This is a genomic window from Xanthomonas sp. 3793 (assembly GCF_024806835.1).
GTDB classification, from domain to species: domain Bacteria; phylum Pseudomonadota; class Gammaproteobacteria; order Xanthomonadales; family Xanthomonadaceae; genus Xanthomonas; species Xanthomonas arboricola_F.
The window spans coordinates 438582-463441 of the sequence record NZ_JANTYU010000003.1 but is presented as its reverse complement, the minus strand read 5'-3'; the positions used below and the strand labels follow the sequence as shown (position 1 = coordinate 463441).

Sequence of the window (24860 nt, the reverse complement as noted above, 5' to 3'; positions counted from 1 at the left end):
GGCGGAATGCGCTGCGTGCGGCACGCTGTATGGATGTGCACACACTAGGACGGCGCATGTATGGGCGTTGGCAAGAGCTTGTGCATGCGGTGCATTGGCGGGCGCTGGATACGCCTGCGCGATGCGCCGCCGGGGAGGCATCGGCTTGCGCCGCGCAGCCAGGCGAGCGGCACTGCACTCAGGAGATCTTGGTGCCCAACAGGAACGTCGGCCCATGGGGGATGCCGCGCTCAGGTGATCTTCGTCGTTGAGCACCTCCAGCTGCAGCGACGGATACCGTCTTGCGTGCAGCGCCTGCACCAGGTTACTGGCGAAACAGGCGCCTGTTTTCGTCGGCATTTCCGCGCATCAATTCAAACGGCCGACATACGCCAGCACGGGAGCGGCCGCCATATCGTTGGGGTTGGTGCCGGGCAGGCCTTGCGGCACGTCCATGCCCTTGCTGCGGTAGAAGTCGGTCCAGTACTGCGAGATCTTTCCGGTCTGCAGGTTCTTGAAGTTCATCGGTTGCAGGGCGAAGACGTGCCGTGCGCGGAACGCGCGTTCGATGAAGTCCGAGCAGTAGTAGCTGTTGTCGTCCTGCACGTAGGTCTGGTTGTAAGGCTTCCCCAGCATGCGCCGTGCCTGCGCGATGGCGCCGGGGATCGCACTGCGCTGTGCTGCGGCCAGCCGGTACACATGGATCTGCCGATGCTTGGCGTTTGCGTCTTCGACGAATGCCTGCAAGGGCTGCTGCCGCGAGCCTTGTTCGTCTGCGTGCAGCAGCACCTGTTGCGTGCCGGCATGGGCGAGCAACGCCACATGATCGAAGCTGGGGGCATCCTGTTTGGCGGTGGCATCGTCGATGGCGCCGCTCAGGCCGGTGCGGGCGGCGGTGACGAACAACAGGTCGCCGTCCTGGAGCTGGACGGCGATGGACGTTGCTGGCAGCAGCGCCAAGGCAACTACGGCGAGCAAAAGGAGGATGCGCATGGAAGGCTGGCAGGTGGTGCAGGGGGCCACCATTATCGCCAGGAACGACAGCGGGCGGCTGGTGCGCGATGCGCTCTGTAGAATGCGGTGGCCAGCGGGCGTCGCCGCCGCCATCGCGTCGCGGCAATCCCTGTCCGTCTGGAGTGTTGCATGCGTGCTTCTTCTGCGTTGTCGCCGATTGGCCGGCTGTTTGCCGCCGCCGCCTTTTTCGAAGGGCTGACCTGGGCCGGGCTGTTGCTCGGCATGTTGCTCAAGTACGGCACCCATACCACCGAGCTGGTGGTGTGGCTGTTCGGGCGCCTGCATGGCGCGGCCTTCCTGTTCTATGTGGCGGTCAGCGTGCTTGCCGCGTTGCGGCTGCGCTGGCCCTGGTGGGCGTGGGCGCTGAGCCTGTTGGCCGCGCTGCCGCCGCTGGTGACGGTGCCGCTGGAACTATGGTTCCGGCGCATCGGTTTGCTTGGCCCGCGGTCGCCGTCCGTGGGTTGAGGTGGTGCATGCGCATCGGCCACAGCAGGGTCGAGCGCATCACGCCAGCCAATCGCAGGCATGCCCCATCGCCGATTGCGATGATTGGGGCCATGGACGCGGCAGCGCTCGTTTGCCACCATGCGCCTCTCAAGGACAGATCGTAGGGGCGATATGCGTGACTGGATGATGGGCGTGCTGAGTGTGCTGGCGTGGGGAGTGGCGAGCCCGGGATACGCGCAGGGCGCGCCGGAGAGCGTGGATCTGGTGCCGTATCTCAAGAGCGATCAGTTCGAGCGGATCAAGATTTCGCCGTCCGGTGCGTACTTCGCACTGACCATGCCGCTGGAAGATCGCACCGTGTTGGGCATCGTGCGGCGGCAGGACAAGGTGGCCACGGCCAAGGTCACCGGCGGCGTCAACAGCGTGGTGGATGATTTCTGGTGGGCCAGCGATGAGCGCATCGTGGTGTCGATGGCGCAGCGGCTGGGCTCGCGCGACGAGCCGGTGGCGATCGGCCAGCTGCATGCCATCGATGCCGACGGCAAGAATGCTCGACTGCTGGCCAGCCCGTACGGCACCAACCCGGACATCAACGGCGCGCAGTTGAAGATGGAACTGGACCCGGCCACTTACATGCTGGATACCTTGCCAGGCGACGCACGCAACATCCTGGTGTCGGCGGTTCCGTTCGTGGGCGATCCCAACGTCCGCATCGACAAGCTGGACATCCAGACTGGCCGGCGCACGACCGTGGCTACCTCGCCGGTACGCCGGGCGGGGTTTGTGACCGACCAGCAGGGGCGTATCCGCTTTGCCAACGGCCTGGACATCAGCAATGTCAGCAAGCTGTATTACCGCGACAGCGACGATGCGCCGTGGCGGCTCATCAACGATGCGGCCAGCAGCAAGCAGCGCCAGTTTCCGCTGGGGTTTTCCGCCGATGGCAGCCGTGCGTATCTGCAGGTGGAGCAGGCGGCCGGTACAGATGTGCTGGTAGCGTGGGACCCGGCAACCAGCAAGACGACACCGCTGTTGCACGACGATACCGTGGACCCATACCGCATCCTGCGCGATCTGGATGGCACCACGCCGATCGGTGCGTCGTACATGAGCGATCGCGTGCGCAATCGTTTCTTCGACGAGACGTCGCCCACCGCCAGGCTGTACCGCAGCCTGGAAAAGGCCTTCGACGGCAACGCGGTCTATATCACCTCGGCCACCAGCGACCGCCGCCTGGTGCTGGTGTATGTGTGGAGCGATCGCAACAACGGTGACTATTACCTGTTCGACACGGTCAGCAAGAAGGCCGACCGGGTGTTCAGCCGCCGCGAATGGTTTGCGCCCGATGGCGTGCCGGCGACCAGGCAGGTGAGCTTCAAGGCGCGCGATGGCCTGTTGCTGCATGGCTACCTCACCCAACCATTGCATGCGCAAGCCGGCACGCCGCGACCGTTGATCGTGATGCCGCATGGCGGCCCGTTCGGGATCTTCGACAAGTGGGAATTCGACGACGACACCCAGCTGCTGGCGGCAGCCGGTTACGCGGTGCTGCGCGTCAACTACCGTGGCTCGGCGAACTACGGCTACGCGTTCACCCAGGCCGGTGCCAAAGAGTGGGGCGGACGCATGCAGGACGATGTCACCGATGCCACCCGCTGGGCCATCGGCGAAGGCATTGCCGACGCATCGCGCATCTGCATCTATGGCGCCAGCTACGGCGGGTATGCGGCGCTGATGGGCGTGGCCAAGGAGCCGGCGCTGTATCGCTGCGCGGCCGGCTATGTGGGTGTCTACGATCTGGACATGATGGCGCGCGATACCGGGCGCTCCGCGCGCTGGGCCAGGAACTGGACGGTCGATTGGCTGGGCGCACGCGACACCCTGGCCGCGCGCTCGCCGGTGACGCTGGCACGGCAGATCAAGGTGCCGGTGTTTCTGGCGGCCGGCGGCAAGGACGAGCGCGCACCGATCGAACATACCAAGGCCATGGAGCGCGCGTTGAAGGGGGCCGGTGTGCCGGTGGAGTCGCTGTACTTCCCCAACGAGGGCCACGGCTTCTATACCGAGGCGCATCGGCGCGAGTATTACACGCACTTGCTGGCGTTCTTGAGCAAGCAGCTGGGGGGCGGGACTGCGAAGTAAGGGGTTGGCGTTCCATCAGGTGTTGCCTAATGGAATGTGTGATCGGAGCGTGCCTGCGGTGATGGTGCATGCAGCTTGATGCGTCAATCGCGGTGTGCGCGCGCCTGCAGCTCTTGCGATGCGGTGTTGCGGCGTTTGCGTGCGCGGGTAAGGCGTCGCGGCCGGGTCCGCTCCTACGGTTCTTGGGGGGTCTGGTGTTGCCCGGGACCGATGCTGCACGACGGCGCAGGCCAGCTGTGTCGCCGCTTTCTCTGCACTCCCGGTTCACCTGATCGATAGCGCGGCACCGTCGATGGTCGACGATGCCGCTTCCAGCGTCGCTTACTTCTCCGGCATCGGCTTCATTTGATATTGCGCCGGCGGCGTGGCACCGAGCAGGTGCTGCACGAAGTAATCCCAACGGCGGCGGATGACGTAGGGGGTGAACTCGCCGTAGCCGTGCTTGGCGTTGGGCAGCATCAGCATGTCGAAGTCCTTGTTGGCCTTGATCAGCGCATCGGCGACCAGCAACGTCAGGTATGGCGGCACGTTGTCGTCCAGCGTGCCGTGCACCAGCATCAGCCTGCCCTTGAGCTTGCTGGCGTGGGTGGCGTTGGCCTGGTCGTCGTAGTTGGAGGTGCCGTCCTTGTTGACGATATGCTCGCCGTGATACTTCTCGGCCCAGTCGTCCTCGTAGCCGCGGTTGTCGTGGTTGCCGCTTTCCGACCAGGCCACCTTGAACAGCTCCGGGTAGCGCAGCATCGCGGCGGTGGACGCATTGCCTCCACCCGAATGCCCCCAGATGCCGACGCGGCTGGTGTCGAACCACGGGTAGCGCTGGCCGAGTTCCTTCACCGCCGCCACCTGGTCGGGCAGGGTGTTGTCGCCCATGTTGGCGTACCAGGTGTCGTGGAAGGTCTTGGAGCGCCACGGCGTGCCCATGCCGTCGATGGCGACCACGATGAAGCCCAGCTCCGCCAGCGATTGATTGTCGCCATGGCCGGCAAGGAAACTGCGGCTGCGGATCGAGCCGGTCTGCGGGCCGGGATAGACGTAATCGATGACCGGGTACTTGCGTGCCGGGTCGAAGTTGCTGGGCTTGAACATCAGCCCGTAAAGCGTGGTCTTGCCATCGCGCGCCTTGACCGTGATCGGCTCCGGCGTTACCCAGCCGGCGGCCTTGAGGCGGGAGATGTCGGCGGTGGCGATGGTGCTGAGCGTGCGCCCGTCGGCCGCATCGCGCAGCACGCTCACCGGTGGCGTGACCGAGGTGGAATAGGTATCGACGAAGCGTTTGCCATCGGGCGACAGCGCGATGCTGTGGTCGGCGACCTCGGGCGTGAGCAGCACCGGCTCGCCACCGTCCAGGCTCACCTTCCACAGTTGCTGGTAATACGGGTCCACGCCCGGGCTGCGGCCGACGCCGACAAACCACGCAGTGCGCGTCACCGGGTCCACGCGCAGCAATTCGGTGACATTGCCTTCGCCGGTGGTGATGGCGCGCTTGGGTTTGCCGGTGGCCAGGTCGTAGAGATACAGCTGGCCCCAATCGCTACGCTCGGAGAACCACACCGCCTCGTTGCTGCCGGGCAGGTAGGCCCAGTTGGCGGCGACCTGGCCGCTTTCGTAATAGGTCTTGGCGGTTTCGTCGAAGGCGGTGCGCACCGCGCCGGTGCCGGCATCGGCGATACGCAGCCAGACCTGCTTGTGGAAGCGCGAGGTCGAGGCGAACGCCAGGGTCTTGCTGTCCGGCGCCCATTTCACATCGTCCCACAGGCCCGGCGAGCAGCTGACGTCGTCGCACAGCGTGGAGCGGTGCTGGTCCGCTGGCATCTTCAGCCGCACTACGCTGGCACTGGGTACGTCGATGATCACGCGCTCGATCATGGTCACGTCCTTGTCGCCGGCCAGCGGGTACTTCCACGACTGCAGTTCCGGATGCCCGAGCTTGGTGCTGACCAGGTACATGTCGCCGGTCTTGCGCTGGTCCTGCTGGAAGGTGGCGATCTTGCGCGAGTCCGGCGACCACGCAACGATGGCGTTGTCGCTGTGCTGCCAGCCGGCGTTGTCGGTGGCGTAGCCGAAGTTTTCCACGCCATCGCGGGTGAGCTGGGTTTCCTTGCCGGTAGCCAGCTCGCGCACCCACAGGTTCCAGTTGCGGATGAAGGCCTCGCTGCGCTTGTCCGGCGACAGCACGCCCGGTTCGGGCTTGTCCTGCGCATACAGCTTGCTGCAGCGCGCACGCGCGTCGCAGACCACGGTGGTGTCACGCACGTTGAGGCGGTAGCGGCCATCGGCGGTGACCTTGACCACCGGCGCGAAGGTGTCGGCCTTGAGCGGCTTGTCGCCGGTCTTCAGGAGCGTATTGAGCGAGGCGACCAGCGCGGACTGTTTGAAGATCGGTGCGGTCTTGCCGGTGGTGGTATCCAGCTGCAGCAGCCGGTTGCCCTTGGCATCGTGATCGACATAGACCATATGCGTGGCGTCCAGCCAGTCGATGCGGGTGGCGGCGTGGTCCACCAGCGGCTGCGCGGCGTAGTAGATCAGGCGCTCGGCACGCGCGTAATCGGCTTCGGTCACGCCCGCTGCCTGCGCGCTGGCCACGGCGGGCAGCAGGGCGGTCATCAGGGCGGTGAGCAGGTGGCGCAACGGCAACGGTGTAGGCATGTGGACCTCATCAATAGGGTGCGCGCCGAAAACGGCGGTGCAACCTTGCATGCTACGTGTGCGGGCAGGGCAAGCGACCCTGCCAAACGTCGTGCCTTGCTGCGGAACGAAGGTGTCAGGCGTGGTGCCGTCGTTGCCGCGCGGCCCGCGGCACCTGCGGCTACTTGCCCATGCAGCGCTTCCAGCGCTCGTTGACCCGCTGCGCAAACCAGGCAGTGGTCAGCGTGCGGGTGATCTTGGGGCTGTCCAGGGTGATGCCGGGCAGCACGGCACGCGGTAGCGGCTTGCCGGCACTGCGCTCGGCCAGTGCGAATACCTGGCGATACAGCTCGGTGTCTTCGAAATCGGCCGCGTTGCCGGCTTCCAGGGCGCGGCGCAGCTGCCGGTCGCTCATCGCCAGCTGGCTGCCCAGCGCACGTGCGGCGCGTTCGGTGCCGCCGGGTGCCTCCAGGCTGGCGCCGGGCGTGAGCAGGTCGCCGTCCAGCGCAAGCGCGATCCCGCTGGCCTTGCTCAGCGCGGCCTGGAAGGCGGCATTGCGACTGGCGTACCAACCTGCGTTGAAGTCGGCAAAGCGGTACAGCAGCGCGTCGTAGCTGGCGGGGTAGCCCAGCAGATGGGTGGTGCCGAACCACAACCCGCCGCTGCGGCTGAACACCTCGTGGCGGATCGAGCTGTCGGGCGGGTACGGATAGCGCGCGGCATGTTGTTCGGCAAACGCGATGCTGACCTGCATCGGCCCGGCGGTGTGCACCGGATTGAGCCCGTCGAACAGACGCGCGCCCAGCGGCACGCTGCCGGTGAAGTCTTCGAAGATGCGGCTCAGTTCCTGCTCGGTGCGCGCTGCGGCGATACGGGTGGCATAACTGCGGCCATCCGGCGAGGAGATGCGCAGGGCGGCATCGACCATGAAGCCCGGGATGTGGTGCGCGCTGGCGCGGCGGTCGATCTCCGCGCGCGAAATCCTGCCGAGATTGGGCACGACCGGGTTGGCCTGGTAGGTCGACTCCTGCTCGGTCACCGCCAGCACGGCACAGATGTGATCGGCGCTGGTGTCCAATGCCTGCGACGACAGCGCGACGTAGACATCGTTGGCCCAGCCCGCGCGGTCGGGCAGGCTGGCCGGCAGGCGCCGCGCGATATCGGCCTTGACTGCCTCCGGCGAGCGTTGCGGCGCGCGCGGTGCCTGGGTGGCGCAGGCCGACAGCAGCGCGACGGCCATCAGGGTGAGCAGGCGGTGCAGGGGCAAGGTCACGGCTTCTCCAGACGATCAGGGGCGGCAGCTGCCGTGCCGAAGTTTACGTGGCTGCACCGTGGCGTCTGTCATGGGCGGTCGGGCAAGGCAGGTTTGCGCCGCGCATATCCCGATCGTGCCGATACGGCGGTGGCGTGGTGCTGGCGCTCGAAGTGTCTGTGCGCTGGGTGCTGCGGCAAGCCCGCATCGATCGACAGCACGTGACCGGCCTCCGCTACACGCCACGCGGCGCCGCAGAGCGCGGCGACGCGAGCAAGCGTCGTCCACCGCCCGCCGATCCGCAAAGCCGCCGCGTCATGAGACGCGACGGCCTGCTGGCCCCGCATGCAGACAACCCGGCGCGGCCAACCGCTTCATCCACCCGATTCAAGACTTGCATATTCCGGCCGATAACGGGCTCGACCATGAAAGCTTGTCGCGGCCTCGGCCGCTTCCACAGGTCATCCTTGCAGCCGTATGCCATCGAGCGCGCGCATTGCCGTGCAGCTCGCGCGATTCCACCGCTGTCCGACCACGGGAGTGCCTTCAGATGCCGCAGCAAACAGCCAGCCCCGGCCAGGTCAGGTGCAGTGCGGTGGCAAGCGTGTGCATGCGGTGTGGCCCCCCCTCGCAGTGAGGGGGCGCTGAGCATGCCTGCGATCGCCTGGCGCCGCCTGCTCGCTGCCTGCCTGTTGCTGTTGGTGAGCGCTACGGCCTGGGCGCAGCCGCAGCCCTGGAAGACCATCGAATCGGCCACGCTCGACGACCCGATGCAGGCGTTGCGGATCGCCCAGCGTGCGTTGCAGCAGGCCCGCGCCGATGGCGACCGCGATGCGCAGTTCTGGGCGCTGCTGGCGCAGGCGCGCGTGCTGATCTCGCTGGAAGACAGCGATGCGCGCCAGGCCGCGCTCACCCAGGCCCACGGCCTGCTGGACCAGTTGCATGGCAATGCGGCGCAGGCGCGGCTATGGCTGGACATCGTGCAGGCGCTCAGCGACGTGCGCGAAAACCCCAACCGCAGCATGGTGGCGCGGCTGAACGGCTTGCGTCAGCAGGCGCGCGCGCTGGGGCGCAGCGATCTGTTGTGCGAGATCGAAGCGGTCGACATGTGGAGCATGCTGGCCTCCGGGAGCAGCGACGAGGCATGGAGTGCGGCGCAGGCCAGTTACCAATGCGCCGCGCGCGAACACTTGCTTGGCCTGGAGCTGGATGGCCTGACCCAGCTGGGGTCGCTGGCCAGCCGCGTCGCAGGCCGGGTGGTCGACGACAACGACGCCCAGGATTATCTGCAACGTGCCCTGGCGCGCCTGCACGACCAGCCGGCACGCTTTCAGCGCAGCCTGATCGAATACGAATACGGCAGCGCGCTGGCACTGCAGCAACCGTCCGCCGCCTTGCTGCACTTCCGGCGCGCGCTGGCGCTCAGCCGCGAGCTGGGGGATCAGGCCGGCGTGGCCGCAGCGCTGACCAGCACCAGCGAAGCCTTGATCAAGACCGGCGATGCAGCGGCGGCGCTGGCCATGGCGCGCGAGGCGCTGCCGTTGATGCAGGCGCAGGGAAATATCGGCCGGGTCGCCGCCTGCCACGCGATCCTGTTGCAGGCCTTGACCGCACTGAAATCGCCCAGTCTCGGCAGCGCGATCGTCGCGGCCGAGGCGGCCGACGACCCGAACCTGAGCTTGAGTGGACGTGCGGAGCTGGTCGATGCCATCGCCCAGGCGCTGGCGGTGGAAGGGCGGCATGCCGAGGCCTACCAGCAGCTGCAGCGCGCCAACGCGCTGCGCGCGCAGAACCTGGACCGCCAGCGCGATACGGTGATGCTGCGGCTGCAGGCGCGCTATGAAGATGCCCGGCGCGAAGCGGAAAACGCCGAGTTGCGCCGTCGCAGCGAAACCGCGCAGCTGGCGCTGGAGGCACGCGAAGCGGGCCAGCGCGCCTTGTGGATCGCGCTCTGTGCCGCCTGCCTGCTGCTGGTGAGCGCGCTGATCGTGCTGGCATTTGTCGCACGCCATCGCAGGCAACTCTCGCGGCTGGCCATGCGCGACGAACTCACCGGCCTGCCCAACCGCCGCGCCATCCGCGCCGAGGCGCAGCAACAGATCGACCATGCCTTGCGCACCCACACGCCCTGCATGCTGGCCTTGATCGACCTGGATCACTTCAAGCTGATCAACGATGTGCACGGCCATGCCAGTGGCGATGCGGTGCTCAAGGCGCTGGCCAGCGCCTCGCAGCTGGCGTTGCGCGCCCACGACCGCCTTGGCCGACTGGGCGGCGAAGAATTCCTGCTGGTGCTGCCGGGCTGCGGTGTGGACGAAATTCCAGCGGTGTTTGCCCGGTTGCGCAATGCGGTGGCGGCGATCGAGATTCCCGGCTTGCCCGCACAGCGGCCGGTGCGCTTTTGCATGGGCGCGGTGAGCGTGACTTCGGCGGCAGGACTGGACGTGCTGCTGAGCCAGGCCGATCTGGCGCTGTACGCCGCCAAGACTGCAGGGCGCGATCAATGGGCGGTGTGCTGAGCCGCTGGCATGCGACGGGCAGTCTGTGAGCGGCGCTGCAGGCGCGATGCGCTCGGTGAGTGCTGCACGCGGCCGGCGTTCGTGCTGGACCTGCGCATCACCCCACGGACCGGGACCGGCCCGTTGCTAACTCGGTCGCCCGGACAGGTCGGCATGGCCTGAGCGGGCGAGCGATGGCCGCAGATGTTACTGGCGGGCTTGCTGCAGCGGAATCTTGTGCTCGGCGGAATATGCGCGCTGTGCGGTATTCAAGGCTTCCATGTCGGTATTGAGCTGGTTGGAGACCGATTCCAGATCCTTGGCCAAGGGCTCCAGCTCGGCATTGGTGTAGCCATCGGGCAGGGAGGCGACGCGTTCCAGCGCGGCCATCATCGTATCGGCGCTCTTGAGGTAGGCCGACAGTTTGGTGTCCAGGTCCTTGGCGTTGTCCGGCACGCCCGAGGCCACCGCGGTATTGGCCTGCGTATTGGCCGCCAATGCCTTGCGTTGGCTGCCCAGCGCCGTCTTGTACCCACCCAGCGGTTTGTGCGCGACGGCATCGGCGATCAGGCTCTGCCCGCGCTCGCCCGACACCCACGGGTCGATGATGGTCACCGCGCCATTCCAGACCGACACGTTGTGCAGCAGGTAATCGCTGGAAGACAGCTTGGATGCGCCGGACGTGACGCCGCCCCCGCACGCAGAGAGCAACAGGCTGAGGGAGACCAGCAACAGGGTGGTGAACGTCTTCAAAGTGAGATCCTTGATACAACGCGGTTGCCATCGAGTGGCGAACCCGCAGGAACTCAAGGAAGCGTCCGGACATCGGTATCGCGTTGTGCAGGCCATCTTCCTTGAGACGAATGCAGCGTGAAGCCTTCCATGCACGCAGTTGCGTACGCTGCGCCGGCAGTATAGCCGCACGTCTTGTCCATGCGTTGCAACACCAGCTCATTGGCGGTGCGATCGCCTTCAACCCGCGCAGACAACCCCTCAACGCCTGTGTCGCGCGCGATCGCTCACGTACACTGCGCGCCCCGCAACTGCCTGGACTCCCGGGTGAAAAAGCCCCGCACTGTCTCTCCGCCGGCGCGCACGCGTGGGCACCGTGCCCTCCAGACATGGTTGGTGCGCGCGGTGGTACTGGTGGTGACAATCGCATGTTGTGGACGGCTATGGCTGCTGCTGGAGGCGATCGCCCGACAGCGCTATGTCAGCGTCATCCGCGGCCGCCCGGCCAGGATCTTCCATGCCGACAGCGACCCGCAGCGGTTCTGGATTTCCATCGGCTGGGATGCCGCACTGACCTGCACGCTGTTGGCCCTCATCGTCTGGTTCGCTTACGCCGAGTGGAGCGCGTGTCGCCGCAGGCGCCGGTGAGCGCTGTGGTCGTCCGGAAAATAGTCGCCTGCGCTTGATGTGGTGCGTTCGTCCATGCGCTGCAGGCAGGCATGTGTTGAGCGGACGCTGGTCACCAATGCAGCACGCGAACGCGGCGGCCGCGCTGCCGCATCGTACGCGTGCATGCCGTCGTCGTCATGGCGTGCGTTGCTTGCGCGCAGGCTTTTGCAGGTTGCGTTTGGGCCAGGTGTCGTAGCTATAGACGAACTGCTTCTGGTCGGCGCCGGCGGTGGGATCGCACTGCCAGGAGCTGGCAACGGTGCCGGGCTCCAGCACCCCGTCGACCTCGCGCACCGACTGCGATTCGAACGCGCAGATCGGCCCATAGCGGGCGACGTCCCAATCTGCGCGCGCGGTGGGATGCGCATGCTGCACCAACACGATGTCGCTGCCATTGAAGTGATGTACCTGCGCGCCGTGCTCGCGGTCGATGCTGAAGTAGCAGGGGGCATGCACACCCAGTGGCAGCACCTCGTTGTCGCGCAAGACCGCGCATTTGCCATCGCGTTCGCCCAGCCGGATCAGGCGCCCGGCCAGCGTTGCGGTGGTTACCGGATACCGCGCGGTGACTTCCGACATCGGCTGTGCCGGCGCGGTCTGCGCGCGTGCCGGGGCGCACAGCGCCATCAACGACGCAGCTAAAGAAAAGGTGGCCAGATGCGTGCGCATGCAACGTCCGTGTCGAGGGCGGTGCAGTATCGCAGATCGGCCCGGCGGCATGGCCGGGCCAGAAAACTAGCGCCGCACAGGCAGCGTGGCGAGCACGCCATCCAGTGCGAGCTGGGCGGTAAAGCCGGCCTTGGTCAGACGCTTGGCCACTTCATTGGGCACATCGCGGCCGCTGGTGAGTCTGTTGGGCGCGCCGGTGTAATGAAACAGCCGCCCGCCGCGGCGCAGGACGCGCGCCAGTTGGTCGTAGAACACCTGCGAATACAACTCGCCGGCGATACCGAAACGTGGCGGGTCATGCAGGATGGCGTCGACCGAATCGTCCGCCAGCGTGGCGATCTGCTGCGATATGTCGGCATGGGTGAGGTGCAGGCGCCCGCCGGCATCGGCCGCCTCCGGATTCGGCGACCACGGGTTGAGGGTGCGCAGCCACAGCACGTCGGCGTTCTTTTCGAAGGAGAGCAGCTGCGCCACGCCGTCTTCCAGCGCGCAGGCCGCGAAATACCCCAGGCCGCCGCAGGTGTCCAGCACGATCTTGCCGCGTGGGTTCACCAGCGCCACCTTGCGGCGCGCATCTTCGAACGGCGATATCTGTGCAGACGGCAGCATCTTGATGCCATCGATCTCGAAGGTGGGCGCGCCCCATTCGGTCGGTACCAGTTTGATCAGTGCACTGCCGAAGCGCGAGATCGGCGCAAAATCGTCGCCACCCCAGAAATACACCGTGCGGTCCTTGAGCTTGCCCGGATAGGGAAAGCCCATGCCCCGCCACTGCCATGTCTGCGCGTCGAGCTGCACGGTATCGCTGCCGCGGCCCAGATCCAGCGACCCGGTCCAGGTGGCAAGGCCGGCGCTGCGTGCGGCCAGCAGCGCCTGGGCATCGGGAAGGGTGAGCAACGGTCCGGAGTAGTGGGTCACGTGGTCGCAGGGGAAGAGCTTGGCGGCATCGTAACCGACGAGGCGACGAGTTAAAAACGTGGTGATGCATGCGCGATACATTGCAGCGTTTGCTGGCTCTGGCGGGGAACGGCGCGACTTGCACGCGGTGCCTGCCCAGGGATGATGGGCCTGGCCTGCGACGACGGGGATGCCGCGCCAGGCCCCCACGACTGCCGGCCCTTGCGCGAGCTCCGCCCAGGTTCGCTCACGTACGGTCTTGCGCGAGCGCCCTGCACGCCTGGCGACGGTCCACGGCCAGGCGCTCAGGGCAGGCGTCTTCGCACGATCTGGCATGGGCGCCTTGGGACGAAATAGCGGGATCATCCGGCCAGCAGGCCGCACGCACACTGCATAATGGCTACGTTCCCCGCGCTCCTTCCGCGTGGGGCGTCATCGAAGGCACGAGGCGCGTGATGCTCAAAGGTGTGCTGCTCGGTTTTGCGTGTTATGCGGCCTATTCGATCAGCGATGCCTTCGTGAAGCTGCTCGAAGGGACGCTGCCCGTGTACGAGGTGCTGTTTCTCGGTGCCTTGCTGATGCTGTTGGCGGTGCCGTTCCTGAAGAAGCCCGACGACCAGCTGCGCGAACTGGTCATGGCCAAGCAGCCGGCATTGTGGCTGCTGCGCGCGCTCACCGGCGCCATCGGTAATCTCACCTCGGTGATTGCCTTCACCACCTTGCCGATGGCCGAAGCGTTTGCGCTGATCTTCCTGATGCCGATCTTCGTCACCGTGCTGTCGGTGGTGTTTCTGAAAGAGGAAGTGCGCTGGCGGCGCTGGACGGCGGTGATCGTCGGCTTTATCGGTGTGCTGATCGTGCTGCGCCCCGGGTTTCGGCATCTCACCCATGGCCATGTGGCGGCGATCGTGTGCGGCCTGGTCGGTGCGATCTCGGTGATCGCCCTGCGCATGGCCGGGCATAGCGAAAAACGGTTGACGCTGTACGGGGCCGGCGTGATCGGGCCGTTGGTGATGGGCGGCATCCTGATGCTGCCGAGCTTTGTCTGGCCGTCGCTTTACCAATGGGGCCTGCTGGCCGGTTACGGCCTGCTTGCGGGGTTGGCGGCCATTTGCATGATGTACGCCACACGGCTGGCGCCGGTCAGCGTGGTGGCGCCCACGCAATACAGCCAGATGCTATGGGCGATCGCGTTCGGCTACCTGCTGTTCCACGACCATCTGGACTGGCCGATGGGCGTGGGCATCGCGCTGATCCTGGGCGCCGGCCTGTTTACCTTGATCCGCGAAGAACAGGTATCGCGCTGGTGGCGGCGAACCAAGATCGTTTAGGCAGGCGCTGTGCGCCTCGGGATTTGGGATCTGGGATTCGCAAGAACAAGAGCAAGCGCTTCAGCGCGTCGCGACATGAGCGCAGCAGCGCTGTTGCGACTCCCGAATCCCGACTCCCGAATCAAGGCCTGCGCCAGGCCTCGACAATACGAACATACTCGCCGCTGGCCTTGCTCAGGTGCAGCCACTGGTCCACATAGGCTTTCCATGCGGTGTCATCGCGTGGCAACAGGAAGGCTTTTTCGCTGTATTGCAGCGGCTGCTCGGGTGCGATGGCACATAGGCCAGGCAGGCGAGCCTGCTGGTACACAGCCTCGGACGCGTCGGTGATCATGACATCGGCGCGTTGCTCCAGCAGCTCCTGAAAGATGGTGATGTTGTCGGCAAACAGGCGCAGCTGCGCGCGCGGCAATTCGCGCCGTGCGAAGGCTTCGTTGGTGCCGCCCGGCGGTTCTATCACGCGCACTTCGGGGCGATTGAGCTGCGCAACGCTGCGATAGCGTGCCTGGTCGGCGCAGCGCACCAGCGGGATCTTGCCGTCCACATCCAGCACCGCGCTGAAGCTGGCCTGGCGCTGCCGTTGCAAGGTCACCGAAATACCGCCAACGGCAATCTCGCACCGGTCGGCCAGCAGGTCGGGCAGCAGCTGCGGCCAGCTGGTGCGCACAAAACTGGTCCGCACGCCGAGACTATCGGCCAGCGATTGCGCCAGCGCGATATCGCTGCCTTCAAAGCTGCCGTCGGCGCGCAACAACGTATAGGGGCGATAGTCGCCGGTGGTGCATACACGCAAGACCCCAGCGTGCAGCACCGCATCCAGCCGAGACGCCGGCGTGGCAGCGTGCGCGGTACCACAGGTCAGCAGAAGTGCGAGCAGGATGCGACAGCGCATGGCATGGTCTCGAGGATGAGGACGCATGATAGCGATGGTCGGGCGAGCGGCGCTGGACCGTTGCGACGTCGCCGGTGGCAGGCGGTGCCCCCGTGCCGGTGCGCTGCGTGCTGTCGGTCACAGCGGTGTTGACATGGACGATAGGCGGCGCGGTGCTCCGTGCGCCACGCGTGGCCGCCGCACCTCGTCGCCGAGCGACGTCAACATGGCGTTACGGCTCCCGCCGTCCGGCTCACAACCCGGTAGCGCCCTCCGGCCTAGCGTCGCCGCATCACCCGAAAGCACGGACTCAGTCATGCACCTTACCTCTCGCATTGCACTCCCCATGACCAGCTTTGCTGCAGCCATGTCGGTCCATGGCACCCCGGATCCGGATACGAACGGCGACGAGATCCCCGTCGAGGAGGCGCCGCAACAAGGCGGCCTGCGCGAGGAGGTGGGCAATCTCGACGAGGAAGACGATCAGGCTTTGCCGGGGCGTGTCGGCGGTGGTCTTGCCGGCGGGTGAGGGCGTAATGGCAAGTTGCGCAGTCGTGCTGTTCGCATGAGGCGAGCGAGCTGCGTCCTGTGTGGAGACGACTGCCGCACTTACAACGTTGTCTGCGACGCAGCTGGCTCAAGCAGCGTTGCCTGGAGGAGACGTCGAGAGCGAGACGGATGTCTTCGGGCAACGATGAACATGTCGAGGCTTCGCGCTTTTTTCTTACTCCAACCCCACTTGGCTACTCCAATCCCGCTCGGCGTCCAGGCCAGCGGCGCGGGCGCTGCAGGGCTTGCGAGTCGAAGGGTGGAACCAACGCCCCTCGCCTCGACAGGAGAGGGGCGTTGATCGTTTCGCCTAGCGTAGACCGTGTTGAGTTACTCGCTTGCGCGTGACCGATGTGCCAGCTGCGCATTACGCCACTGCGAATCCCGAATTCAAAATCCCGAATTACGGAAACTGCACACTGCCAGGCTGGAAATACGCAGGGTGGCTGCCGTCTTCGTAGAGTGCCGGAATCGTGTCCAGGATCGCCTTGCCGCGGATATCGGTGATGCGGATGGACAGCGGTTGGTTGCCCAGTTGTTCGCCGAGGAAATGGTTGTAATCCATCTTCTGCAGGCTCTTCCAGGTGGTGCCTTGCTTTACTTCGAACTTGACCACCGGGTAGGCATGGTTGCGTACCTGGATCGCGGCCCACCAGCGTGAGCTGCCCTCCTTGATGCGGTACTGCACATTGCCGGTGACCGGTGCGCGCACAACCTTCCAGCTGATCGGGATGCGCCCGTCCACCATGTTGCCGATCGCCGCGAACGCGTTATGCGACAGGTCCAGACCACCGGACGCGCCTTCCGGATACAGGTCGGTGACATACACGGTGGTCTTGCCTTTGGGGCCGGTCACTTCCAGATAGGCGCCAGCCATCGCGGCCTTGACCCCGCCGAAGTTCAGCTGCGTCGGGTTGAGTGCGGTGATGAACGCGGTGCTCGGGATCGGATCCAGCAGCAGCGCACCGCCGGAATATCCGGAGCCGGTATACGTCGCGGTGCCGGTGAAGGTGCTGTCCCAGGTCGTGGCCTTGCTGACGTCCTTTGCACCAGCACTTTTTGCAGATGGGGCGATAAAGGCTGGCGGCGCGATGCCCCAGGCCTGGTGCAGCACCTGCAACTTGTCAGCGCGCGGGCTGCCGTCTGGCGCCAGCAGGCCGCCGTTGTTGGCATTGCCCACCTCCCAGCTGCCGAGAACCGCGCTGCGCAATCCGGTGTTGGCAAGATAGGCGCTCAGTGCGGTTTGCCATGCCGGGTCGCGCGGATCGCCATCGCCCAGACCGCCGCCAATGCTGACCGGGACCACGGCGTGGTCGCGCGCAAATTGTCCGAAGTCGCGTTGCCAGGTGGCAGGCAACCGCTGCGCAAAGTCCGGCGCTGCAAACGCGTCGACCGTGTCGCGATCCGGGCCGGCCAGCTTCGGCATCAACACCAGATGTCGCGCTGCGATACGTAGCGGCACGCAGGCCAGCGGCTGCAGATTGCTGCCAGCGGCCTTGCGTGCAGGGTCGCTGCACACCACGTTGCTCCCTACGCCTTCCACGCCCACCACCCAGCGTGGTGCCTGGGCAAGCACGCTGGCGGCCGCGCGCGATGCGATGCGATTCCAGTCCGCCTCCGCGGCATTTCCTGCCCAACTGGCATTGCGATATCCGCTGCTGCCAAGATCGATGCCGATGACACCGGTGGTGTCGCGGTAGCGATGTGCAAGGCCGGTCAGACCGCGCATCCATGTCTGCTGCTGCGTGCCCAGTTGCGGTGCACTGTCATCGCAGCGGCCATCGGCAAATGCGAATATCACCTGCAGCCCGCGTCCGGTGGCGGCACGCACCACCGCATCGAGCAACTGCGATGCATCCAGCCCACGCAATGCCGGGTCGCCGGCAACCTCTGCCGCCGCCACTGGTCTGGCCTGCAGCGCCGCTGCGCACACCGGCACACGCACGGTATTGATATCGGCAGCCTGCATCTGATCCAGAACCTGCGTCAGCGTGCTGTCGCGCAAACCGGCAGCGGCCAGCGCAGTGCGATCAAAGCCGGGCCAGGTTACCCCGCGGATTTGCAGCGCCTGGCCGTGCGCATCGACGAGTCGGCCCTGCGGATCGACTTGCACCGCCGGTGCGTTCACGGGGGCGAGCAACGCGAGGGCGAGCAATAGATGGGTGCGCGATTGCATGGAAGTCTCCTGGGTGGCGGCTACGCAGCAGACCAGCTATTGCCGCATGCGGTCCGTGCGCGCAGTCAAGGAAGCGGGCGGGAGTGTGCGCAGCACCGTAAGCAGACTGCCGCACTGGAATGGGGATCGCTGTTTGTGCGAGATGCCGCACGAATGTCATATGGCTCGGCATAGTCGTCCCGGATGGCGAGTGTGCCGCTGGCTGCTGGTCGGTGCATGACAACCACACGCTGCACTGTGTGGATGACAGTCCGTGGACAGATGGACTGGCAGCGCATTGCAGCCGCGGCGCACTTCAATGCAATGGACGCCATGCATGCTTGGATCGCAGCGGGCCGCCGACAAGTGCCACGCAGCAGACCTGACCTACCGATGCACTCGCAGATGGCCAGCGGCCGGTGGCTGCGTGACGGCGACGATCAACGCACCATGTTGGGGCGGGTACTCCCCTGCTGTGGCGACTTCGGTCGTGCGAACGGCAGCTGCATCAAACGCTGGTGCCGGCGGGCGCGATCTCGTATTTTTGACGGCTTGTTCACTTGCCGGTGCCGTGCCAATGTCCGATCCGTCCGCACCCGATCAGTTGCAACGCAGCTTGTCCAATCGCCACCTGCAGTTGATCGCGATCGGTGGGGCGATCGGTACCGGCTTGTTCATGGGCTCGGGCAAGACGATCAGTCTGGCCGGGCCGTCGATCCTGTTCGTCTACCTGATCATCGGCGCGATGCTGTTCTTCGTGATGCGCGCGATGGGCGAGCTGCTGCTGTCCAACCTGGACTACAAGTCGTTCATCGATTTCTCCACCGACCTGCTCGGGCCGTGGGCCGGGTTCTTCTGCGGATGGACGTACTGGTTCTGCTGGATCATCACTGCCATCGCCGATGTGATCGCCATTGCCGCGTATGCGCAATTCTGGTTTCCGGGCCTGGCACCGTGGATTCCGGCGATTCTGTGCGTGCTGTTGCTGCTGGCATTGAATCTGGTGACGGTGAAACTGTTCGGCGAGATGGAGTTCTGGTTTGCGCTGATCAAGATCATCGCCATCTGCGCGTTGATCGTCACCGGCGCCGGACTGGTGGCCTGGGGTTTCCGCTCGCCGTCGGGCAATGTGGCCTCACTGAGCAATCTGTGGAACGACGGCGGCATGTTCCCGATGGGCATCGGCGGCTTTTTTGCCGGTTTCCAGATCGCGGTGTTCGCCTTCGTCGGTATCGAGCTGGTGGGCACCACCGCCGCAGAAACCGCCGACCCGCGCCGCAATCTGCCCAAGGCGATCAACTCGATTCCGGTCCGCATTTTGATCTTCTACGTGCTGGCGCTGGTGGCGATCATGGCGGTCACGCCGTGGCGGCAGGTGGTGGCCGACAAGAGCCCGTTCGTGGAGTTGTTCGTGCTGGCCGGCGTGCCGGCGGCAGCGAGCCTGATCAACTTCGTGGTGTTGACCTCGGCCACCTCGTCGGCAAACAGTGGCATCTTTTCCACCAGCCGCATGCTCTATGGTCTTGCCGAAGAACGACATGCGCCAAAGGGGTTCGCAACACTCTCGCGCGCTGCGGTACCGGCACGCGGCCTGCTCTTTTCCTGCGTGTGCCTGCTGCTGGGCGCGATGCTGGTGTACCTGATTCCCAACCTGGTCACTGCGTTCACGCTGGTCACGACGTTGTCGGCGGTGCTCTTCATGTTCGTGTGGTCGCTGATCCTGTGCGCCTACATCGCGTACCGGCGCAAGCGACCGGAGCAGCATGCCGCTTCGGCATTCAAGATGCCTGGCGGCGTACTGATGTGCTACGTGTGCCTGGCGTTCTTCGCCTTCGTTCTGGTGCTGCTGACCCTGCAGGCGGACACGCGCCAGGCCTTGCTGGCCAGCCCGGTGTGGTTCCTGATCCTGGCGATCGGCTATGCGGTGAAGCAGCGGCAGATCCGTGCCTGAGCGGTCGGCGTGGCAGGGCCGGCACGGCGTGACCTGCCGGCATGACCGGCGCGGTACTGCACTGCCGGTCCGTACATCGCCATGCGCGCCGCCGCTTTAGTTGGGCTTGCTCGACGAGTGCTGCAACGCAGGCTCCGCATGGGCGGACGATGCGTTTGCGGCTGCACATCGCCGCGATGAAGGCCACTGTCAGCTGAGCGTGCTGGTGCATTGGCGTTGACGCCGATGAGGTGGGGCCGGATGCTCGCGGCCATCCACCGCCACGGCCTGCCGCATGATCACGATCCACCCGATTGCCGGAACCCATCACGCACAGGGCTACTGGGTCGACCTGTGCCAGCCGACCCCGCAGGAGTTGGACGACACCGCCAAGCGGGTGGGGTTTGCGCTGCCCGATCGTGCCGCCATCGGCGAGATCGAATTCAGTAGCCGGGTGCGCCGCCAGGGCGATGTGCTGTTCCTCAACGTGCCGCGCTTTCAGGACGACGATGGTCCGACCGCGCCGCTGGGCTTTGCGCTATCGCCGAGCATGCTGGTGACCCAGCGCGAGCAGCGCATCGGCTCGTTCGACGCCTTGGTCGCGCGGCTGGAGCACGATCCCTGCCACAGTTCCGACGACTTGTTGCTGCGCATGTTCGATCAATTGGTCGGGCGCCTGGCAGACCGGCTGGAGGCGCTCGAAGCCCAGGTCACCGAAACCACCCAGCAGGTGTTCGACAAGCCGCACAAAACCCGTGACCTGGAGCGCATGCTGCATCAGGTCGGCGGCATGGGCCGCCAGCTGGGCGGGCTGCACAATGCAGGGCAGGGCATGCTGCGCCTGATCACCTATCTGGATGGCGCTGCCCCGGACTGGTTCGCCGCCGATGCGGCCAAGCGTATCGGAATGCTGCACAAGGACCTGACCACCCTGAGCGAATTCCAGCAGCACATGGACGACCGCATCGAGTTCCTGCTCGACAGCGTGCTGGGCATGATCAACATGGACCAGAACAACGTGATGAAGGTGATGGCGGTGGCCTCGGTGGTCGGCATCCCGCCCACCGTGCTGGTCGGCATCTGGGGCATGAACTTCGCCTACATGCCCGAACTGAAGGGGCACGACAACTATTTCTGGGCGCTGGGCGTCATCGCGCTGAGCGTGGTGATTCCGCTGGCATGGTTCCGCAAGCGCGGCTGGGTGTGATCCATGAGAACCGTAGGGGCGCACCCGGGCGCGATGCGGCGTTACCGGTAAGGCCCTCGCGCCCAAGGGCGCTCCTACGACATGCCGTGCGCAATCATCTGATGCGTACGATGTCGCGACTACGCATTGCCAGGCCAGTGCAGCTCGGACGCTGTGCAGCCCGCGGCAGAACGCAGGAAAACGTAGGAGCGCCCTCGGGCGCGATGTGGCGTTACCGGTAATGCCCTCGCGCCCGGGGGCGCTCCTACGACATGCCGTGCGCAAGCATCTGTTGCGCACGATGTCGCGACCACGCACTGCCAAGCCAGTGCAGCCCGGTATTTGCGCAGCGCGCGACAGAACGCAGGAAACCGTAGGAGCGCACCCGGGCGCGATGTGGCGTTACCGGTAATGCCCTCGCGCCCGGGGGCGCTCCTACGACTTGCCGTGCGCAAGCATCTGTTGCGCACGATGTCGCGACCACGCACTGCCAGGCCAGTGCAGCTCGGAAGCTGTGCAGCCCGCGACAGAATGCAGGAAACCGTAGGAGCGCCCCCGGGCGCGATGTGGCGTTACCGGTAATGCCCTCGCGCCCGGGGGCGCTCCTACGACATGCCGTGCGCAAGCATCTGATGCGCACGATGTCGCGACCACGCACTGCCAGGCCAGTGCAGCTCGGAAGCTGTGCAGCCCGCGACAGAATGCAGGAAACCGTATGAGCGCACCTGGGCGCGATGTGGCGTTACCGGTAAGGCCACATCGCGCCCGGGGGCGCTCCTACAGGGTGGGCCGGGATGCGCCGCTGTCACTGCGCACCGCGTCGTGACTGGAAAACCGCCTAGCTGCGTAGCGTGTGATGCGCATTGTCTAGTGCTGCCGGGTGGCCTGAATCAGCCCTTGGCCTGGAAACTGGCTTCTTCGTACGGCTGCACCACCACCCAGCCTTCGCCGGCGAAGCGCATCTGCAGGCTTTCGCCCGAGCCGCGGCCAAACAGCGTGCCGATCGACACGTCGGTCACCAGCTCCGGGGTCAGCGTGCCCGACCAGGCCACGGTGGCGTTGGGGTCGGTGAACACCGGGCCGCTGGCGGTGGTGACCGGCAGGGTCAGCGGCTCGTAGTGCGAGGTGATCGCCACGATGCCGTGGCCGCTCAGGCGCACGTTGAACAGGCCGCCGGACAGCATGCCTGCCACTTTGCGCATCATCGTGATCTTGTGTTCGACACCGGACTCGAACGCCAGCACATCGTTGCCGTTGACGAAGATCGCCTCGCCATTCAAACGCAGCAGCGTGACCAGCTTGCCGAGGTCGGCCAGATACACACGGCCCTGGCCTTCGGCCTTCATCAGCTGCATGCCTTCGCCGCTGACGGCCTTCTTCAGCAGGTTGCCCAGGCCCTGTTCCAGCAGACCCTCGCGGGTGAACTTGACGTTGCCGGTGCGCGCGACCATGGCGCCGGCCTTGGACCACACCATGCCGTCCAGGCGCACTTCCAGCAGATGCGGGTTTTCCAGCTCGAACGGATCCGGGCTGAGGTCCTTTTCCTTGGAGTGGGCAAGAAATTCGTTGAGCGAGCGTACGGCCATGCGTTCCATCCTGGAGTGAAAGAGTGCGCATGATACGCGGCCTGGATGTCGGCAGCCCTCGCCTGCGCACGCAGGGGCTTGCGCTTGCCGCAGCTCGACGCGGCGTTGCACGCGGCGTCCATTGCCACACCCAACCTCGCACGTTGCCGAACGCGTTTAAAGTGCGGTTCCTTTGAACAGACGCGACTTGCATGGCAACACGACCCAAGCTGTGGATCTGTGCGGTGCTGGTGGCCACCGCAAGCGCGTTGCTGGCGACATGGTGGTGGGTGCCGGCGCCAAGGGCCTTGCCGCAGGCGCAGGGCCCGGCTGCGACGCCATTGGGATGGCGGGCGCAGTTGCAGTGGGTGGCCGGCAACGGTGTGCGTGGCGCGCAGGATGGCCGCGCGACCGAGGCGCAGTTTGCCGACCCCTACGGCCTGGCGATCGACGCGGATGGCGCGCTGTACATCGCCGACGGCGGCGACAACAACCGCATCCGCGCCATGCTTCCCGACGGCAGCGTGCAGACGCTCGCGGGCGGGCGCGAAGGTTTTGCCGATGGCACGGGCGCGGCCGCGGCGTTCAATACGCCATCGGGGATCGCCTTCGACACGGCCGGCAATCTGTATATCGCCGACACCGGCAACCATGCGATCCGCAAGCGCACACCACAAGGCGTAGTGACCACGCTGGCCGGCGACGGCCGTGCCGGGTTTCGCGATGGTGCCCCGGCGCAGGCACGTTTCAATGGGCCGATGGGCGTGGCGGTGGATGCGCAGGGGCGCGTGTATGTCGCCGATACCTACAACGATCGCATCCGCGTGATCGCGCCCGATGGACAGGTCCGCACCCTGGCCGGCGGCGCCTTGCCCGGCATGGCCGATGGCGTCGGCGATCAGGCGCGCCTGGATACGCCGACCGACCTTGAGGTGGATGCGCACGGTGTGGTGTGGGTGGCCGACATGCGTAACGACGCGATCCGCCGTATTGCCCCCGATGGCAGCGTCAGTACCTTGGTCGGTGGCGATCCTGCCGACCTCAGTCCGCTGCTGTATCGGCCGATGGCGCTGGCCATCACGCATGACGGCGTGCTGTACGTGGGCGATGCAAGCGGGCGCGTGCTGCAGGTGACGCGTGCCGGGCATGTGGTGACGATGAGCGGCGAGGACGTGATGCAACGCCTGTCGCGCCCGGCGGGGATGGCGGTGGATGCGCAGGGCGTGGTGTACGTCAGCGACGCGGGCAGCGCGCGCGTGCATCGGTTGGTGCCGGCAACTGCGGCCAACGCGGATGCCGCGCCCGTGGTCGGGCCGGCCGATGCGCAGCCCTTGCCCGTCACCCAGGGCCGCTGGCCGTTACAGCCGCAGACCGGCTGGCATGAAGTGGTGGGCACGCTCGGCGAGGTGCGCGGTAACTACCAGGGAGTCAGTCGCGATCATCTGCATGCGGGCCTGGATATCCGCGGCGACGTCGGCCAGACGGTCGTTGCGATTGCCGATGCCAAGGTGTCCAGTCCCAACGCCAGTTGGGGGCTGGGGCAATTGAGTGAAGGTCTGGCACTGGATACGATCGGCTACATCCATCTGCGCGTGGGCCGTACCGCGCAAGGCAAGCCGCTGGATCCAGCACGCTTTCATCTGCTGGCCGACGCCGACGGCAAACCCGAGCGTATGCGCGTACTGCGCGGTACGCGATTTCGTGCCGGCGATGCACTGGGCACGCTCAATGGCATGGCGCATGTGCATCTGACTGTTGGTGCCAACGGCTTCGAGCGCAATGCGGTGCAGCTGGGGCTTGTCGGCTACGCGGATCATGTGGCGCCGCGTATCGACAAGCTGAGTCTGCTCGATGCTGCGGGCCAGCCATTGCCGGTGACCAACGGCGTGGTACAGGTGCCGCGCGCGGCGGGGGTGCAGATCGTGGTCGAGGCGTGGGACCAGGTGGATCGCAATTTGCCGCGTCGTCGTCTGGGGCTGTACGCGCTCGGCTATCAAGTGCTGGATGCGCAGGGCACGCCTCTGGCCGGCGAAGCGGAGCCGCGCATGACGATCGTGTTCGACCGCATGCCCAGTGACCCGGATGCCGTCTTGACCGCCTACGCGCCCGATAGCGGTATCACCGTGCATGGCAGCGCGGTGACGCGGTTCCGCTACATGGTCGGCAACACGGTGCGCGATGGCCGTCTTGGCAGCGGGAAGTGGCAAGCCGGTGCGCTGCCGCCGGGCGACTACGTCCTGCGCATTACCGCGCGCGATTACAGCGGCAATACGGCGACCGCCAATCGGGATCTGCGCGTGCGGGTGGAATGACGCGTAGGGCCTTGCGTTGATGACGAGGCAGCGCATC

Annotated in this window: 18 protein-coding genes; 9 read left to right on the top strand and 9 right to left on the bottom strand. The window is 66.0% G+C overall.

The genetic code is table 11. From position 1 onward, the window contains the following. Positions 1-348: 348 nt before the first annotated feature. Positions 349-972 (bottom strand): YiiX/YebB-like N1pC/P60 family cysteine hydrolase, encoded by a 624-nt coding sequence (locus FHY18_RS12305; RefSeq protein WP_259155440.1) that lies wholly within the window; start codon positions 970-972, stop codon positions 349-351. A gap of 150 nt (positions 973-1122) precedes the next feature. On the opposite strand from FHY18_RS12305, the gene FHY18_RS12300 reads away from it, so the two are divergent. Both FHY18_RS12300 and FHY18_RS12295 read left to right on the top strand, forming a co-directional pair. Then, positions 1123-1458: a DUF3817 domain-containing protein gene (locus tag FHY18_RS12300; RefSeq protein WP_259155438.1), complete on the top strand. Its 336-nt coding sequence runs from the start codon at positions 1123-1125 to the stop codon at positions 1456-1458. Positions 1459-1611: 153 nt separating this feature from the next. Beyond that, a complete protein-coding gene (locus tag FHY18_RS12295) occupies positions 1612-3582 on the top strand; it encodes a S9 family peptidase (RefSeq protein ID WP_259155437.1) in 1971 nt (656 codons plus the stop codon). 321 nt (positions 3583-3903) lie between these two features. Here FHY18_RS12295 and FHY18_RS12290 read toward each other — a convergent pair whose 3' ends face one another. Together FHY18_RS12290 and FHY18_RS12285 are read right to left on the bottom strand one after the other, a co-directional pair. Then, positions 3904-6228 carry a S9 family peptidase gene (locus tag FHY18_RS12290; RefSeq protein WP_259155436.1) on the bottom strand — a complete coding sequence of 775 codons (2325 nt, stop codon included), beginning with the start codon at positions 6226-6228 and terminating at the stop codon, positions 3904-3906. A gap of 160 nt (positions 6229-6388) precedes the next feature. Then, positions 6389-7447 (bottom strand): DUF1615 domain-containing protein, encoded by a 1059-nt coding sequence (locus FHY18_RS12285; protein ID WP_259155975.1) that lies wholly within the window; start codon positions 7445-7447, stop codon positions 6389-6391. 656 nt (positions 7448-8103) lie between these two features. On the opposite strand from FHY18_RS12285, the gene FHY18_RS12280 reads away from it, so the two are divergent. Beyond that, positions 8104-9978: a GGDEF domain-containing protein gene (locus FHY18_RS12280; protein ID WP_259155974.1), complete on the top strand. Its 1875-nt coding sequence runs from the start codon at positions 8104-8106 to the stop codon at positions 9976-9978. A gap of 186 nt (positions 9979-10164) precedes the next feature. Here FHY18_RS12280 and FHY18_RS12275 read toward each other — a convergent pair whose 3' ends face one another. Beyond that, the gene (locus tag FHY18_RS12275) at positions 10165-10710 is read right to left on the bottom strand and encodes a hypothetical protein (protein ID WP_259155432.1); all 546 of its coding nucleotides are present in this window, start codon (positions 10708-10710) and stop codon (positions 10165-10167) included. A gap of 306 nt (positions 10711-11016) precedes the next feature. Between FHY18_RS12275 and FHY18_RS12270 the strand changes: the two genes are divergently transcribed. Continuing rightward, a complete protein-coding gene (locus FHY18_RS12270) occupies positions 11017-11337 on the top strand; it encodes a hypothetical protein (RefSeq protein ID WP_259155431.1) in 321 nt (106 codons plus the stop codon). A gap of 156 nt (positions 11338-11493) precedes the next feature. Here FHY18_RS12270 and FHY18_RS12265 read toward each other — a convergent pair whose 3' ends face one another. After that, positions 11494-12027 carry a hypothetical protein gene (locus FHY18_RS12265; protein ID WP_259155430.1) on the bottom strand — a complete coding sequence of 178 codons (534 nt, stop codon included), beginning with the start codon at positions 12025-12027 and terminating at the stop codon, positions 11494-11496. Positions 12028-12093: 66 nt separating this feature from the next. Further along, entirely contained in the window at positions 12094-12945 is an 852-nt protein-coding gene (locus FHY18_RS12260) for an MnmC family methyltransferase (protein ID WP_259155429.1), read from the bottom strand. Positions 12946-13379: 434 nt separating this feature from the next. On the opposite strand from FHY18_RS12260, the gene FHY18_RS12255 reads away from it, so the two are divergent. Next, positions 13380-14255: a DMT family transporter gene (locus FHY18_RS12255; protein WP_046964496.1), complete on the top strand. Its 876-nt coding sequence runs from the start codon at positions 13380-13382 to the stop codon at positions 14253-14255. Between the two features lie 121 nt (positions 14256-14376). Here the strand turns inward: FHY18_RS12255 and FHY18_RS12250 are convergent, their stop codons facing one another. Further along, positions 14377-15147: a transporter substrate-binding domain-containing protein gene (locus FHY18_RS12250; protein WP_259155428.1), complete on the bottom strand. Its 771-nt coding sequence runs from the start codon at positions 15145-15147 to the stop codon at positions 14377-14379. A gap of 295 nt (positions 15148-15442) precedes the next feature. On the opposite strand from FHY18_RS12250, the gene FHY18_RS12245 reads away from it, so the two are divergent. Next, positions 15443-15655 (top strand): hypothetical protein, encoded by a 213-nt coding sequence (locus FHY18_RS12245; RefSeq protein WP_259155427.1) that lies wholly within the window; start codon positions 15443-15445, stop codon positions 15653-15655. Positions 15656-16078: 423 nt separating this feature from the next. Here FHY18_RS12245 and FHY18_RS12240 read toward each other — a convergent pair whose 3' ends face one another. Continuing rightward, the gene (locus tag FHY18_RS12240; RefSeq protein ID WP_259155426.1) at positions 16079-17851 is read right to left on the bottom strand and encodes an expansin EXLX1 family cellulose-binding protein; all 1773 of its coding nucleotides are present in this window, start codon (positions 17849-17851) and stop codon (positions 16079-16081) included. A 556-nt stretch (positions 17852-18407) separates the two neighbouring features. Here FHY18_RS12240 and cycA point away from each other — a divergent pair. Both cycA and FHY18_RS12230 read left to right on the top strand, forming a co-directional pair. Continuing rightward, positions 18408-19781 (top strand): D-serine/D-alanine/glycine transporter, encoded by a 1374-nt coding sequence (gene cycA / locus FHY18_RS12235; RefSeq protein ID WP_259155425.1) that lies wholly within the window; start codon positions 18408-18410, stop codon positions 19779-19781. Between the two features lie 274 nt (positions 19782-20055). Further along, positions 20056-20967: a CorA family divalent cation transporter gene (locus tag FHY18_RS12230; protein WP_259155424.1), complete on the top strand. Its 912-nt coding sequence runs from the start codon at positions 20056-20058 to the stop codon at positions 20965-20967. Positions 20968-21836: 869 nt separating this feature from the next. Here FHY18_RS12230 and FHY18_RS12225 read toward each other — a convergent pair. Next, positions 21837-22532: an AIM24 family protein gene (locus FHY18_RS12225; protein WP_259155423.1), complete on the bottom strand. Its 696-nt coding sequence runs from the start codon at positions 22530-22532 to the stop codon at positions 21837-21839. A gap of 191 nt (positions 22533-22723) precedes the next feature. Between FHY18_RS12225 and FHY18_RS12220 the strand changes: the two genes are divergently transcribed. Further along, positions 22724-24823 (top strand): NHL repeat-containing protein, encoded by a 2100-nt coding sequence (locus FHY18_RS12220; protein WP_259155422.1) that lies wholly within the window; start codon positions 22724-22726, stop codon positions 24821-24823. Positions 24824-24860 lie beyond the last annotated feature (37 nt).

Bases quoted from the DNA above. Each gene is read 5' to 3' on its own strand.
- FHY18_RS12285 (WP_259155975.1), bottom strand. From the start codon at position 7,447: ATGGCCGTCGCGCTGCTGTCGGCCTGCGCCACCCAGGCACCGCGCGCG.
- FHY18_RS12250 (WP_259155428.1), bottom strand. From the start codon at position 15,147: ATGCGCTGTCGCATCCTGCTCGCACTTCTGCTGACCTGTGGTACCGCG.
- FHY18_RS12300 (WP_259155438.1), top strand. From the start codon at position 1,123: ATGCGTGCTTCTTCTGCGTTGTCGCCGATTGGCCGGCTGTTTGCCGCC.
- FHY18_RS12220 (WP_259155422.1), top strand. From the start codon at position 22,724: ATGGCAACACGACCCAAGCTGTGGATCTGTGCGGTGCTGGTGGCCACC.
- FHY18_RS12245 (WP_259155427.1), top strand. From the start codon at position 15,443: ATGCACCTTACCTCTCGCATTGCACTCCCCATGACCAGCTTTGCTGCA.
- FHY18_RS12265 (WP_259155430.1), bottom strand. From the start codon at position 12,027: ATGCGCACGCATCTGGCCACCTTTTCTTTAGCTGCGTCGTTGATGGCG.
- FHY18_RS12230 (WP_259155424.1), top strand. From the start codon at position 20,056: ATGATCACGATCCACCCGATTGCCGGAACCCATCACGCACAGGGCTAC.
- FHY18_RS12225 (WP_259155423.1), bottom strand. From the start codon at position 22,532: ATGGCCGTACGCTCGCTCAACGAATTTCTTGCCCACTCCAAGGAAAAG.
- cycA (WP_259155425.1), top strand. From the start codon at position 18,408: ATGTCCGATCCGTCCGCACCCGATCAGTTGCAACGCAGCTTGTCCAAT.
- FHY18_RS12305 (WP_259155440.1), bottom strand. From the start codon at position 972: ATGCGCATCCTCCTTTTGCTCGCCGTAGTTGCCTTGGCGCTGCTGCCA.
- FHY18_RS12290 (WP_259155436.1), bottom strand. From the start codon at position 6,228: ATGCCTACACCGTTGCCGTTGCGCCACCTGCTCACCGCCCTGATGACC.
- FHY18_RS12240 (WP_259155426.1), bottom strand. From the start codon at position 17,851: ATGCAATCGCGCACCCATCTATTGCTCGCCCTCGCGTTGCTCGCCCCC.
- FHY18_RS12295 (WP_259155437.1), top strand. From the start codon at position 1,612: ATGCGTGACTGGATGATGGGCGTGCTGAGTGTGCTGGCGTGGGGAGTG.
- FHY18_RS12255 (WP_046964496.1), top strand. From the start codon at position 13,380: ATGCTCAAAGGTGTGCTGCTCGGTTTTGCGTGTTATGCGGCCTATTCG.